The 13,369-nt window shown below is 61.9% G+C and carries 12 protein-coding genes; 6 read left to right on the plus strand and 6 right to left on the minus strand.

Going from position 1 to position 13,369, the window contains the following annotated elements:
• The 5 genes from A6D6_RS14850 to A6D6_RS14870 form a co-directional block, all read left to right on the plus strand.
• On the plus strand, positions 1-834 hold an 834-nt coding region (locus A6D6_RS14850; protein WP_159661160.1), incomplete at its 5' end, for a patatin-like phospholipase family protein.
• Between the two features lie 59 nt (positions 835-893).
• Positions 894-2,150 carry a cytosine permease gene (gene codB, locus A6D6_RS14855; protein ID WP_159661161.1) on the plus strand — a complete coding sequence of 419 codons (1,257 nt, stop codon included), beginning with the start codon at positions 894-896 and terminating at the stop codon, positions 2,148-2,150.
• Between the two features lie 20 nt (positions 2,151-2,170).
• Positions 2,171-3,427 (plus strand): cytosine deaminase, encoded by a 1,257-nt coding sequence (codA, locus tag A6D6_RS14860; RefSeq protein ID WP_159661162.1) that lies wholly within the window; start codon positions 2,171-2,173, stop codon positions 3,425-3,427.
• A 309-nt stretch (positions 3,428-3,736) separates the two neighbouring features.
• Positions 3,737-5,029, plus strand: a complete 1,293-nt coding sequence (locus tag A6D6_RS14865) for an MATE family efflux transporter (protein WP_159661180.1) — start codon at positions 3,737-3,739, stop codon at positions 5,027-5,029.
• Positions 5,030-5,250: 221 nt separating this feature from the next.
• Positions 5,251-6,600: an amidohydrolase gene (locus A6D6_RS14870; RefSeq protein WP_133492778.1), complete on the plus strand. Its 1,350-nt coding sequence runs from the start codon at positions 5,251-5,253 to the stop codon at positions 6,598-6,600.
• A 153-nt stretch (positions 6,601-6,753) separates the two neighbouring features.
• On the opposite strand, the gene fghA is transcribed toward A6D6_RS14870, so the two are convergent.
• Together fghA and A6D6_RS14880 are read right to left on the minus strand one after the other, a co-directional pair.
• The gene (fghA, locus tag A6D6_RS14875; RefSeq protein WP_159661163.1) at positions 6,754-7,605 is read right to left on the minus strand and encodes an S-formylglutathione hydrolase; all 852 of its coding nucleotides are present in this window, start codon (positions 7,603-7,605) and stop codon (positions 6,754-6,756) included.
• Between the two features lie 100 nt (positions 7,606-7,705).
• Complete coding sequence (locus tag A6D6_RS14880) at positions 7,706-8,815, minus strand: S-(hydroxymethyl)glutathione dehydrogenase/class III alcohol dehydrogenase (protein ID WP_133492780.1); 1,110 nt, start codon at positions 8,813-8,815, stop codon at positions 7,706-7,708.
• Between the two features lie 218 nt (positions 8,816-9,033).
• On the opposite strand from A6D6_RS14880, the gene A6D6_RS14885 reads away from it, so the two are divergent.
• Complete coding sequence (locus A6D6_RS14885; RefSeq protein ID WP_133492781.1) at positions 9,034-9,906, plus strand: LysR family transcriptional regulator; 873 nt, start codon at positions 9,034-9,036, stop codon at positions 9,904-9,906.
• Positions 9,907-9,943: 37 nt separating this feature from the next.
• On the opposite strand, the gene A6D6_RS14890 is transcribed toward A6D6_RS14885, so the two are convergent.
• The 4 genes from A6D6_RS14890 to A6D6_RS14905 form a co-directional block, all read right to left on the minus strand.
• Positions 9,944-10,411, minus strand: coding sequence for an aminoacyl-tRNA deacylase (locus A6D6_RS14890; protein ID WP_133492782.1), 468 nt, complete (start codon positions 10,409-10,411; stop codon positions 9,944-9,946).
• A gap of 213 nt (positions 10,412-10,624) precedes the next feature.
• Entirely contained in the window at positions 10,625-11,452 is an 828-nt protein-coding gene (gene metF, locus A6D6_RS14895; protein ID WP_159661164.1) for a methylenetetrahydrofolate reductase [NAD(P)H], read from the minus strand.
• 93 nt (positions 11,453-11,545) lie between these two features.
• Positions 11,546-12,934, minus strand: coding sequence for an adenosylhomocysteinase (gene ahcY / locus A6D6_RS14900; protein ID WP_159661165.1), 1,389 nt, complete (start codon positions 12,932-12,934; stop codon positions 11,546-11,548).
• Between the two features lie 56 nt (positions 12,935-12,990).
• Positions 12,991-13,335, minus strand: a complete 345-nt coding sequence (locus tag A6D6_RS14905) for a four helix bundle protein (protein ID WP_201303801.1) — start codon at positions 13,333-13,335, stop codon at positions 12,991-12,993.
• Positions 13,336-13,369: the final 34 nt, after the last annotated feature.

Raw genomic sequence — 13,369 nt, forward strand, 5'->3', positions numbered from 1 at the left:
CTGGCGCGGCTGGCGGATCTGTATACCCGGCAGCGTTTCCCCAAAGGCATTACCGCCCACGAGGTCACCCGCCGTTGCGCCGCCATGCTTTCCGACCTGCTGGATGAGCAGGACGGCACCATCCTCGACAACCCGGATTACCGGCTGGTGGTGGTGGTGATTCGCAGCCGTGGGCTGATGACGCGGGACGGTGGTCTGGGTCTGGGGCTGGGGCTGGCCGGCGTGATTGGCGGCAATTTGCTGAGCCGTCGGGCGCTGGGCGCTTTCATGGAACGCGGGCTGGTCTATAACGGTGGCAAGGAGAATCTGCCGTTGGCGCCATTGGCGGATTTCGCCACCCACCATGTGACGCTGACGGGCGATAACCTGCGCGCCACTCTGCTGGCCAGCGCCGCCATTCCCATGGTGTTGGAAGGCGTACGGGATATTCCCGGGGCCCCGCCGGGCGTCTACCGGGATGGCGGCATGCTCGATTACCATCTGGATCTGCCGTATCGCACGGAAGGACTGGTGCTGTACCCGCATTTCACCGACCGGGTGATTCCCGGCTGGTTCGACAAGCCGCTACGCTGGCGCAATGGCGACCCCGGGCGTTTGTCCCGCACTGTATTGGTGTCGCCGTCGCCGCAATATCTGGCCAGCCTGCCCCATGGCAAGCTGCCGGACCGCACCGACTTCAAGCGTTATCTCGATGATGACGCCGGCCGTGAACGCTATTGGCGCACGGCCATTGATGAAAGCCGGCGCCTGGGCGATGAATTTCTGGAGCTGGTGGAGAGCGGCCATGTCGCTGATCGCCTTCATCCGCTGTTGGGCCGCCGGCCCGCGAACTGATTTGGCCCGCGGGTTGCACGGCCAGGCTCCGTGTTTCTCTGACCGTCACGGAGCTTGCCATGTCTTCATCCGATGATTATCCGCTGAGCGCTGTTCCCGAGGAGCAGCGTAAGGGGTTGTTGTCCACTTCGGTGGTGCTGCTCGGCTTCACCTTCTTCACCGCCACCATGTGGGCCGGCGGCAATCTCGGCACCGCGTTCTCGTTTCCGGAACTGCTCATGGTGATTCTGGTGGGCAATCTGCTGTTGGGGGCCTACGCCGCCGCGCTGGCCTACATCGCCTGCCGCAGCGGACTGAACACCGTGCTGATGGGGCGTTACTGTTTCGGGGATAAGGGCAGCAAGCTGTCCGACTGCCTGCTGGGCTTTACCCAGATCGGCTGGTACGCCTGGGGCACCGCCACTATCGCCATTGCTCTGGTAAAGATGACGCCGCTGCCGCAATGGCTGGAGTTGCCGTTGATGGTGGTGTTCGGCTTTGGTTTTTGTGTCACCGCCATGGTGGGCTATCGCGGGCTGGACTGGCTGTCCCGGTTCGCGGTGCCGGCCATGCTGCTGTTCATCGGTGTCAGCCTTTACCGGGGCGTGGTCGATGTGGGCGGATTCGAGGCGCTGAGCGCTCGCGCCGGCGGCGGTGACATGGGTTTCGCCGCCGCCATCACCGTGGTGATCGGCACCTTTGTCAGCGGTGGCACCATGGCCACCAACTGGAGCCGGTTTGCCCGCAGCGGCCGTATCGCGGTAATCGCCACCCTGGCGGCGTTCTTTCTTGGCAACGGTTTAATGGTGTTGGTCGGTGCCATGGGCACCCTGATCTATCAGCAAGCGGATATTGTTGATGTGATGATCACCCAGGGCTTCGTGGTGCTGGCGCTGCTGATGTTGTTCCTGAACATCTGGACCACTCAGGACAATACCATCTATAACTTTTCGGTGGCCGGCTGCAATCTGCTGCGTACCGGCCGACGCCGGGTGGTGACCATCGCCGGGGCTGGTATCGGCACGCTGCTGGCGGTGTTTGGTATGTACGATCTGCTGGTGCCGTTCCTGATTCTGCTGGGCACTTTCATTCCGCCATTGGGCGGGGTGATCATGGCGGACTTCTGGGTGCGTTTCCGGGGTCAATACCCTTCTCTGGAGGGTACGGTATTGCCGGCTTTCCAATGGTCCGGTTTGTGCGCCTACGGTCTCGGCGCCCTCGCAGCCTGGAGTTCGCCGGTATTGCCGCCGGTGGTCGGGGTGGGGGTGGCCTTCCTGGCTCACGCTCTGATTTCCCGCCTGTTGCCGGCGGCCGATGAGGTCCCGGAGCAGCCTTGAGCCCGTTTTTTGGAGTGAACATGGAAATCGTCAACGTTCGTCTGCGCCAGCAACCCGACCTGTACACCCTGCGTATCGAGGAGGGACGCTTCACCGCCATCGAGCGCCAGCCGGATTCGGTAACGGTGGCGGGGGATCAACGGGACGGTCAGGGGCGGCTGGCCTGCGCGCCTCTGGTGGAACCGCACATCCACCTGGACGCGGCCTTCACCGCCGGCGAACCGGCCTGGAACCAGAGCGGCACCCTGTTCGAAGGCATCGAGCGCTGGAGCGAACGGCGCCCCATGCTCAGCAACGAGGACGTGCGCCGGCGCGCGCTACGCACCATGGAACTGCTGGTGGGACGGGGTGTGCAGCACATCCGCACCCACGCCGACACCACCGATCCGGACCTGGTGGCGCTGCGGGCGTTGTGCGAATTGCGTGATGAGTTGAAGGATTATATCGACCTGCAGGTGGTGGCGTTTCCCCAGGAGGGGCTTCTGTCCAGCCCGGGCGGGTTGGAGCGCATGGAACAGGCGCTGGAAATCGGCGCCGACGTGGTCGGCGGCATTCCTCATTTCGAGTTCACCCAGGAGCTGGGCAACGCCTCGATGAAGAAAGTCATCGAACTGGCGATCCGTTATGACCGGCTGGTGGACGTTCACTGCGACGAGATCGACGATCCCAATTCCCGTTTCCTGGAAGTGCTGGCCAGCGAGGCGTTGTTCAACGGGCTCGGCGGGCGTGTCACCGCCAGCCACACCACGGCCATGCATTCCTATGACAACGCCTATTGCTCCAAGCTGTTCCGGCTGCTCAAGCAGTCCGGCATCAACTTCATTTCCTGCCCCACCGAGAGCCTGCATTTGCAGGGGCGTTTTGACAATTATCCGAAACGGCGCGGCCTGACCCGGGTGAAAGAACTGAACGCGGCGGGCATCAATGTGTGCTTCGGTGAGGACTCCATTTTTGACCCCTGGTATTCCCTCGGTAACGGCAGCCTGCTGCGGACGCTGGATTTCGGTCTGCATATCTGTCACATGATGGGCTACCAGGACTTCAGCCAGGCGTTGGACCTGATCACCGACAACAGCGCGCGAACCTTGAACATCCATGACTGCTACGGCATCGCCGTGGGTAAGCCGGGTAATTTCATTCTGCTCGATGGCGAAGACGACTATTCGGTGCTGCGGCGTCAGGGTGAGGTGCTGTTGTCGGTGCGCGGCGGCAAAGTGATCATGGAACGGGAACCCTCCCGTTTGCTGACGCCCGCCTATCTGCCCGGCGCGGAATAATCCGCGCCGGGAAACTGTGCTACTCTTGCCGGCGCCTCACAATTTGCTTGCACGCTTGCAGGCCTTGGGAACATGAATTCGCGCCGTATTCGCGAGCAAGCTCGCTTCCCACAGCAGGACCTACGGAGCCGCTGTGGGAAGCTGCCTTGGCAGCGAATCAACGTATAGACGTGTCGGCGTGTTGCGTGCCAACGAATTGTGGAACAGCAATGGTCCAGTCCATCGACCGCGACAACCTGACCCTCAACCCTTGACCGATTCGTGCAATCACAGTCTCTGACTCGCCAAATATGGCGGCAAACCTGGCCGATGACCCTGGGCGTGATGTCGCTGCTGGGGTTCAACCTGGTGGACAGCGTTTTTGTTGCCCGTCTGGGCACCGAACCACTGGCTGCGCAGTCGTTCACCTTCCCGCTGGTGTTTCTCAGCATTGGCGTGCAGGTCGGTGTCGGCATCGCCATCGCCGCGCTGATTTCCCGGGCCATTGGTGCCGGCGAATCGCATCGTGCCGGGCGTCTGGGATTGCTGGTGCTGGCCGGCGGTGGCGGGTTGATGGCGCTGTTGCTGGCGCTGCTGTGGCTGGTGCAGGAGCCGGCGTTCTCCTTGCTCGGCGCCAGCGAGTCAATCCGTGAACTGATCCGGCCATTCTGGACCGTGCAGGTGGTCGCCTCCTGGCTGGGGGCGCTGGCGTACTTTGGCTACAGCTTGTTCCGGGCGCACGGCAACACCCGGTTTCCCGGCACCATGATGGTGCTGACCAGCCTGATCAACCTGTGCCTGGACCCGTTGCTGATCTTCGGGATCGGTCCCTGGCCAGGGCTGGGGTTGATCGGGGCCGCCTGGGCGTCGCTGGTGGCGTTTGGCTGCGGCGCGTTGGCGGTGGCCTGGTCGTTGCGCGGTCGTGGCTGGCTGGAGCGGGTGGGGGCCTGGCGCGAAGCGCGTGCCTCGGCGCTGCCGTTCGCCCACATCGCCGGCCCCGCCATGATCAGCCAACTGATGCCGCCACTGGCCTCGATGCTGGCCACCGGCCTGGTGGCGCGGCTCGGGGAGAGCGCGGTGGCGGCCTGGGGGCTGACCAGCCGTCTGGAAAGCTTTTCCATCGTCCTGGTGCTGGGTATGACCATGGCGCTGCCGCCCTGGCTGGGCCGCTGTTACGGTGCCGGCAACTGGGCCGAGGTGGAGCGGCTGATGGCCAGCGCCGCGCGCATGGTGCTGTTTTGGCAGCTGGCGCTGGGCCTGGTCTTTGCTCTGGCGGCGCGGCCGCTGGCGTCGGCCCTGGTGGCCAGCGGGGAAGTGCGCGATACCCTGACTATCCTGATTCGCTTCCTGCCGCCCAGCTATGGCCTGCTGGGTATCTGCATGCTGGTGGTGTCGGCCAGCAACGCCCTGGGCTGGCCCTGGCGGGCCATGGGCATCTCATTCCTGCGCCTGTTCGCCTGTTATCTCCCCTTGCTGTGGCTGGGATCGGGGCTGGCCGGATTTACCGGTCTCGCGCTGGGGGCCGCCCTCGGCAATGTATTGGCCGGGGTGATGGCCTGGAGAATGTACCGCCGTGCGGTGGCGCCGAAGCTGGCGGAGAGGACGCCTGATGCCGGACGCTAGACGCCGGACGCTTTAGAACACCGGATCGTCGAGCGTTGCGGATATAAAAAAGCGTTTTAGTGCTTGCCAGGGCGTTGGGTCTGGTTTTGCATTATCGGCGTCCGGCCCCCTCCACCAGTTCGTCGTCTTTTGCACTTGGCAGACCCGCCAGTATGGGGAACAGTATTCTGATGCCTGTTGGCGTATCACAAGAACATAAAGAAGAGCACAAGGAGAGACCCATGACCCTGAGATCCGCGATCCGAGCCCCTCTGGCCGCCGCTGTGCTGTTGGCGGGCACGGTTGTTCATGCCGCCGATGCCAACCTGGTGGAACGGGTGCAGCAGCTGGCCGAAGCCCAGAGCGGCGACCTGGAAAAGACCTTCAAGCATCTGCACGCCAATCCGGAACTGGGGTTCCACGAAACCGAAACCTCGGCGATGGTGGCCAAGCGGCTGAAGAAGCTGGGTTATCAGGTGCATACCGGTATCGGCGGCACCGGTGTGGCGGCGGTACTCAAGAATGGTGACGGCCCGGTGGTCATGTTCCGCAGCGATATGGACGCGCTGCCGGTGAAGGAAGACACCGATCTGCCTTACGCCAGTGACAAGCAGGTGACTCTGCCGGATGGCGGCCAGACCTACGTGATGCACGCCTGCGGTCATGACAGCCACGTCAGCTGGCTGTTGGGCATCGCCGAAGTGATGAAGGAAACCCGCAAGGACTGGTCCGGCACCCTGGTGCTGGTGGCGCAGCCGGCGGAAGAATTGATCGAGGGCGCCCAGGCCATGGTGGACGACGGGCTCTACGACAAGGTGCCCGAGCCGGAACTGCTGATCGCCGCCCACGTCTTCCCGATCTGGGCATCGGGCACGGTGGCGGTGCGCGCCGGCCGTCGAATGGCCGGTTCCGACGCCCTGGATGTGACCCTGCATGGCATCGGCGGTCACGGCTCCGCGCCGCAGCACACCATCGATCCGGTGGTGTTGGGAGCGCGCTCGGTAATGGCCTACCAGACCATTGTCAGCCGCAACGTGGACCCGCAGCAGCCGGCGGTGCTGACCGTGGGCAGTGTGCAAATCGGCGAAGCCAATAACGTGATTCCGGATAACGGCGTGCTCAAGTTGAACCTGCGCTGGTATGAGAAACCGGTCCGTGAGCAATTGCTCAGTGCGATCAAGCGGGAAACCAACGGTATTGCCAAGGCCGCCGGGGTGCCGGAGGACCGCATGCCCGAATACACCATGAAAGGGTACGCCGAGCCAGTCTACAACGACGATGCGCTGGTGGACTGGGCCAAGCCGGTGCTGGCCTCGGTGTTGGGGGAGAAAGCGTTGATGCCGGGCTTCCCGCCGGTAATGGGGTCCGAGGATTTCCCGTTGCTGGTCTCCGGCCTGGAGAATACCAAGACGCTGTTCATGGAAGTCGGCGGGGGGGCTCCGGACGTGACCAAGGTTTACATGGAAACCGGCAAGTTGCCGCCGATGAACCACAATCCCAAGTTCGAGATCAAGAACCCGGCGCTGGCGATCACCACCGCGGTGAAGGCGGGCAGTATGCTGCTGCTGGATTCGTTGAAGCCGAAAGGCTGAGCCGCTGGCGAGACGGATCGCGGCTCACGAGCCAGTGGTGTCCGATAATTCGCTGGCAAGCCTGCTTCTCACAGAGGGGCTAGGAAGCCGCTGTGGGAAGCTGGCTTGCCAGCGAATCGGGCGAACCCACCAGCCGCGACCTCTTTTGACCGGTCAGGCGCTGCGCAGATGATGCGCGTGATAGCGCAAATGGTTGTCGATAAAGCTGGCGATGAAGAAATAGGAATGGTCGTAACCGGGTTGCATGCGCAACGTCAGCGGTACTTCCGCTTCCTTGCAGGCGGCCTGCAGGGCTTCCGGCTTTAGTTGCCCGTCCTGATAGAAATTATCGGCGTCCCCCTGATCGACCATCAGCGCCAGATCACTTCCGTGGCTTTTAACCAGCTCGCAGGCGTCCCATTCCCGCCAGTCCGTCTTGTCCTTGCCCAGATACCCGGTGAAGGCGAATTCCCCCCAGGGGCATTGGCTTGGATTACAGATGGGAGCGAACGCGGATACCGAAGTGTAACGGCCCGGGTTCTTGAGGGCGCAGATCAACGCGCCGTGCCCACCCATGGAGTGGCCGCTGATGGCCGCCTTGCCATTCAGCGGAAAGTGCGTTTCCAGCAAGGCCGGCAATTCCTCGGTGACATAGTCGTACATGTGGTAATGCCGGTTCCACGGTGATTCGGTGGCGTTGACATAGAAACCGGCGCCGGAGCCGAAATCGTAGCGTTCGTGCTCTCCGGGCAGCTCGGTGCCCCGGGGGCTGGTATCGGGGCAGATGATGGCAATGCCCAGCTCCGCGGCGATGCGCTGGGCGCCGGCTTTCTGCATGAAGTTTTCGTCGGTGCAGGTGAGGCCGGACAACCACCACAGCAAGGGCACGGATTTTTCTTCCGCCGCCGGTGGTAAATAGATGGCGAAGATCATGTCGCAGTGCAGAGCGTCACTGCGGTGTTTGTAACGTTTCAGCCAACCGCCGAAGGACTTGGTGGCGGAGATCAGTTCCAGTTCGTCGGACATGTTCTTTCTCCGAAAGATTGCTTGCACGCTCCACGCTGGCACGCAAAGACGGTGTGAGTCCCGTGCTTAGCGTGCCAGCGTATAAGCGTGTGGGCTCGCCTTAGTAAAGAATTACCGAGCGAATGCTTTTGCCTTCGTGCATCAGGTCAAAGGCGGTGTTGATCTCGTCCAGTGGCATGGTGTGGGTGACGAACTCATCGATCATGATTTCGCCTTTCATGTAGCGCTCCACATAGCCGGGCAGTTCGGTACGGCCCTTCACCCCGCCAAAGGCGGAGCCCTTCCAGACGCGGCCGGTGACCAACTGGAACGGGCGGGTGCTGATTTCCTCGCCGGCGCCGGCGACCCCGATGATCACCGATTCGCCCCAGCCTTTGTGGCAACATTCCAACGCCGAGCGCATGACGTTGACGTTGCCGATGCATTCGAAGGAATAGTCCACGCCACCGTCGGTGAGTTCGACGATCACTTCCTGAATCGACGCGCTGTGGTCTTTCGGGTTGACGAAGTCGGTGGCGCCGAACTGACGGGCCAGGACTTCTTTCTCCGGATTGATGTCGATGGCGATGATGCGTTCCGCCTTGGCCATCACCGCCCCCTGGATCACGGCCAGACCAATACCGCCGAGGCCGAATACCGCGATAGTGGAACCCGGCTCCACCTTGGCGGTGTTCAACACCGCGCCGATACCGGTGGTGATGCCGCAACCCAGCAGGCAGATCTTGTCCAGCGGCGCGTCCTTGCTCACCTTGGCCAGGGAGATTTCCGGCAGCACGGTGTATTCGGAGAAGGTGCTGGTGCCCATGTAGTGATGCAGCATCTTGCCTTTATGGGAGAAGCGGCTGGTGCCGTCGGGCATCAGGCCCTGGCCCTGGGTGGCGCGTACCGCCTGACACAGGTTGGTCTTGCCGGAGAGGCAGAACTTACACTTGCGGCACTCGGCGGTGTACAGCGGAATGACGTGGTCGCCGGGTTTCAAGCTGGTGACGCCTTCGCCCACTTCCTGCACCACCCCGGCACCTTCGTGGCCGAGGATGGAGGGGAACAGGCCTTCGGGATCCGTGCCGGACAGAGTGTAGGCATCGGTATGGCAGACGCCGGTGGCGGCAATCTTCACCAGCACTTCACCGGCCTTGGGGCCGGCCACGTCCACTTCCTCGATCACCAGGGGTTTGCCTGCTTCCCAGGCCACGGCGGCTCTTGATTTCATGGGTTGCTCCTTGGAAAAGATAGGGGGCCAGATGCCAGACGCTCAACCCATAACGGAAAAACATGGTGTGTTTTCCGCAGACTACCAGGAAACACTCCGGGGGTATCAGCGCCGGGTTGAAGCGTCCGGCATCCAGCCCATTCTGCCCACAAGTGTACTGGCGGGGCCCGATTCTCTTAAGGCATCATGGCGCAATTGATTATTGCCTGGGAGCAACAATGCAGCATTGGGACCGTATCGAGGCGTTCGTGGAGGTGGTACGGCGGGGCTCCTTTGCTGGCGCCGCCAAGCGATTGGGGGTGTCCAGTTCCCATGTCAGCCGGCTGGTGGCGCGCCTGGAAACCCAGCTGGAAACCCAGCTTTTATACCGTACTACCCGCACCTTGCGGCTCACCGACGCGGGTTCGGTGTACTTCGAGCACTGTGCTCAACTGTTCGATGGCTTCCAGGAAGCTCTGGCGGCGATTGATGATTACCAGCAACAACCTTCCGGGGTGCTGCGGTTAACCTGTGCGTCCACTTTTGGTGAGAAATACATCGCGCCGGTGGTCAACGATTTCCTCGCGCGGCACAGCCGCTTGCAGGTCCATATGGAGTTCACCAACCGGCGCGTGGATATCGTCGACGAAGGCTTTGATGTGGCGATCCGCACCGGCGCTTTGCCGGACTCGTCGCTGATTGCCCGGCGCCTGTGTGACCGCCGGGAGTACGTCGTCGGTTCCGCGGAATACTTCGAGCGCCATGCCCGTCCCCATACCCTGGGGGAGCTGGCGGCGCACAATTGTCTGCGCGGTTCCCTGGATCACTGGGCCTTCGACGTGGAAGGGCAGCACCGCACCCAGCGGGTTCAGGGCGGTTGGCGCGCCAATTCCGGTCTGGCCCTGCTTGACGCGGTGCGAAAGGGGCTGGGCCTGGCGCAGTTGCCGGATTACTACGTGGAAGAGGACCTGGCCTCCGGGCGGCTGGTGTCGGTGTTGGACCAATACGCCTGCGCCCACACCGCGGTGTGGGTGGTTTACCCTCGCCATCGGCACCTGTCGCCCAAGGTGCGTCAATTCGTCGATTTCCTCATCGAGAACCGGATCCGCTAGCGCCGGTCCCTGGCGGGTTGCGCGTCCCTGCCCGGCTTCAGTGATGCATGGCGAAGGAGACGGATTCCGGCTGGCTCAATCTGAGGAAATCCCCCATGCCCATCTTGATCACTTCCGTATGGGAGCCGGCATTGAACGCCAGCCAGTCCTGCTTGAGCAGGTTTTCGTCGATGAAGACCCGCATGTTGTAAAGGTTGCCGAACGGCGGTTCGCCGCCCACTTCGCAGAGCGGGAAACGGTCCTTGAACTGGTCTTCCCGAGCCAGGGACAGATGGCGGGCGCCCAGGGCCTGGCGCAGACGGTCCGGGTCCACGTACTCATTGGCGGGTAACACCGCCATGGCCAGTTCGCCGTCCACGGACACGATCACCGTTTTCGCCATGTGATCACCGGGAATGTGCGTGGATTGCGCGGTCTGCGCCGCGGTGGCGGTGGGGGGATGGTTATAGCAGTGGTAATTCACCTGGTTGCGGTCAAGCAACTCGGTCAAAGCGCGTACGGCCATGATGCACCTCCTGCCGGTACCGAAAAACCGTGTCCCATTCAGAATAAAAAGGGTGGGCTGGAGGGGAAAATACCGTTGGGCTATATGGGCATATCGGCATACAACCGTGGGGCATGAGCCCGCGGAGGCCTGCCGTGCCCCCTCCGAGAAAGGTCACGCCCGGGATGACGGCACGTTATTCAGAGGCCCCTTATTAAAGTACGGAGAGCGACATTACAGGCCCAGATTATCCAGGATGCGCAGGCTCGCCTGGGCCTGGTTCATGGTGTAGAAATGCAGGCCCGGCGCGCCCATGGCCAGCAGACGCTCGCACAAGCGAGTCACCACTTCCTCGCCAAAGGCCTTCACCGCCTGTTCGTCGTCCTTGATATCGTCCAGTTTGCTGCGCAACCAACGTGGAATGTCGGCGCCACAGACGCCGGAAAAGCGGATCAGATTGGCGACATTGAGGATCGGCATGATGCCCGGGTAGATCGGAGCGTCGCAGCCGGCACGGCGCAGGGCATCCATGTAGTAGCCGTAGGCGTCGGCGTTATAGAAGTACTGGGTCAGCCCATTGTTGGCGCCGGCATCGACCTTGCGCTTGAAGTGAGCGATGTCGTCCTCGAAGCTGCGCGCCTGCGGGTGCATCTCCGGATAGGCGGCCACTTCCAGGGTAAAATGGTCGCCGGTTTCCTCGCGGATCAGACGAACCAGGTCATCGGCGTATTTCACTTCACTTTGCGCGTAGCCCATGCCCGAGGGCAGGTCGCCGCGCAGGGCGACGATACGGCGCACGCCGCTGTCACGGTAACCGCGAACCAACTCCAGGATTTCCTCCCGGCTCTGCCCAATGCAGCTCAGGTGTGGCGCGGTATCGGCGTGCTGCTCGCGCAGTTTGCCGACCATTTCACGGGTGTTGTCACGGGTGGAGCCGCCGGCGCCGAAGGTGCAGGAGAAAAACGCCGGCTTCTTCGCCAGCAACTTCTGCTGTGTGGTCAGCAGTTTGGTACGTCCTTCATCCGTTTTCGGCGGGAAGAACTCGAAACTGATGCGTTTCATAAAAAACTCGCTTCGCGAGGCATACACGCCAGCACGCAACACGCTGGCACGCTCTTTTGGCGTGTATGCGTGTCAGCGTGCCGCGTGCAAGCGTTAGTATTTGTAATGATCCGGCTTGTACGGCCCGTCGACGCTGACGCCGATGTAGTCGGCCTGTTCGGCGGTCAGGCGGGTCACCACGCCACCGAAGCCCTGCACCATGTACATGGCCACTTCCTCGTCGAGGTGCTTGGGCAGCACTTCCACCTTGAGCATTTTTTCCTTCACCGCGTCGGAGTGGTTGGCGTAGCCCTGATCGAACAGATACATCTGCGCCAGTACCTGGTTGGCGAAGGAACCGTCCATGATCCGGCTGGGGTGGCCGGTGGCGTTGCCCAGGTTGACCAGGCGGCCTTCGGAAAGCAGCAGCAGGAAGTCGGCGCTTTTCTTGTCGCGCCATACTTTGTGCACCTGCGGCTTCACTTCTTCCCATTCCCAGGTCTTGCGCATGAAGGCGGTGTCCACTTCATTGTCGAAGTGACCGATGTTGCACACCACCGCGCCTTTCTTCAGCGCCTTGAGCATGTTCGCGTCGCAGACGTTGTAGTTGCCGGTGGTGGTCACCAGCAGATCGGTGTTGCCGAGCAGGTCGGCATTGATGGACGCGGCGGAGCCGTCATTAACGCCATCTTTATAGGCGCTGACCACCTCAAAACCGTCCATGCAGGCTTGCATGGCGCAGATCGGATCGACCTCGGTCACCTTGACGATCATGCCTTCCTGGCGCAGGGACTGGGCGGACCCTTTGCCCACGTCGCCGTAGCCCACCACCAGCGCTTTCTTACCGGAGAGCAGGTGGTCGGTGCCGCGTTTGATGGCGTCGTTGAGCGAGTGACGGCAACCGTACTTGTTGTCGTTCTTGCTCTTGGTGACGGAGTCGTTCACGTTCACCGCCGGCACCTTGAGCGTGCCTTTCTTGAGCATGTCATACAGACGATGCACGCCGGTGGTGGTTTCCTCGGTGATGCCGTGGATGTTGTTCAGCATCTCCGGGTAGGTATCGTGAATATAGGCGGTGAGGTCGCCGCCGTCGTCCAGGATCATGTTGGCGTCCCACAGGTTGCCGTCGCCGTCGCGGCAGGTCTGCTCGATGCACCACATGTACTCTTCCTCGGTTTCGCCCTTCCAGGCGAATACCGGCACACCGGCGGCGGCGATGGCGGCGGCGGCGTGATCCTGAGTGGAGAAGATGTTACAGCTGGACCAGCGCACTTCCGCGCCCAGTTCCTTCAGCGTTTCGATCAGCACCGCGGTCTGGATGGTCATGTGGATACAGCCGATGATGCGGGCGCCTTTCAGTGGCTGCTCGGCACGATACTTGTCCCGGATCGCCATCAGTGCCGGCATCTCGGTTTCCGCGATCTCGATTTCCGCGCGGCCCCACTGGGCCAGGGAGATATCCGCGACCTTGTAGTCGGCGGTGGGGGTTGCGTTGGCGTTCATGTTTTCCTCCGCTTGCACGCAACACGCTTGCACGCATCACGCTAATAAAAACGTTGTCAGCTTAACCGGCGGATTAATGCCGCGAGTTGAGCAAACACCTTGTCAATGGGTTCTCGAAGCAACGTGATATCGAGATACCCCAGCTCTGAAGCAATCAGAGCCTGCGTTTCCAGCTCGAAAAGCGAACCTCTGGCAATATGGAGAAAGCGACGCAGATCCGCATCACTTCCCCGTCCGTATCCTTCCGCGATATTGGAAGGAATGCTTAGCGCTGAGCGCTGCATTTGTTGAGTCAGTACGAACCTTTCTTCAAGCGGAAAGGTTCTGGTGACCTCATGAGTGGCCAGGACCAGCTTGACGGCTGATTGCCACACTCGAAGCTCCTTGTAACGTCGATACATGGCTCCTCCCTGAGCCTTGTTTTGATCTTTTCTG

Source organism: Alcanivorax xiamenensis (assembly GCF_009846745.1).
Taxonomy (GTDB): domain Bacteria; phylum Pseudomonadota; class Gammaproteobacteria; order Pseudomonadales; family Alcanivoracaceae; genus Alloalcanivorax; species Alloalcanivorax xiamenensis.

Excerpts from the sequence above, each read along its gene's own strand:
- A6D6_RS14870 (WP_133492778.1), top strand. The coding sequence starts at position 5,251 with ATGACCCTGAGATCCGCGATCCGAGCCCCTCTGGCCGCCGCTGTGCTG.
- codA (WP_159661162.1), top strand. The coding sequence starts at position 2,171 with ATGGAAATCGTCAACGTTCGTCTGCGCCAGCAACCCGACCTGTACACC.
- ahcY (WP_159661165.1), bottom strand. The coding sequence starts at position 12,934 with ATGAACGCCAACGCAACCCCCACCGCCGACTACAAGGTCGCGGATATC.
- fghA (WP_159661163.1), bottom strand. The coding sequence starts at position 7,605 with ATGTCCGACGAACTGGAACTGATCTCCGCCACCAAGTCCTTCGGCGGT.
- A6D6_RS14880 (WP_133492780.1), bottom strand. The coding sequence starts at position 8,815 with ATGAAATCAAGAGCCGCCGTGGCCTGGGAAGCAGGCAAACCCCTGGTG.
- A6D6_RS14890 (WP_133492782.1), bottom strand. The coding sequence starts at position 10,411 with ATGGCCGTACGCGCTTTGACCGAGTTGCTTGACCGCAACCAGGTGAAT.
- metF (WP_159661164.1), bottom strand. The coding sequence starts at position 11,452 with ATGAAACGCATCAGTTTCGAGTTCTTCCCGCCGAAAACGGATGAAGGA.
- A6D6_RS14905 (WP_201303801.1), bottom strand. The coding sequence starts at position 13,335 with ATGTATCGACGTTACAAGGAGCTTCGAGTGTGGCAATCAGCCGTCAAG.
- A6D6_RS14865 (WP_159661180.1), top strand. The coding sequence starts at position 3,737 with ATGACCCTGGGCGTGATGTCGCTGCTGGGGTTCAACCTGGTGGACAGC.
- codB (WP_159661161.1), top strand. The coding sequence starts at position 894 with ATGTCTTCATCCGATGATTATCCGCTGAGCGCTGTTCCCGAGGAGCAG.
- A6D6_RS14885 (WP_133492781.1), top strand. The coding sequence starts at position 9,034 with ATGCAGCATTGGGACCGTATCGAGGCGTTCGTGGAGGTGGTACGGCGG.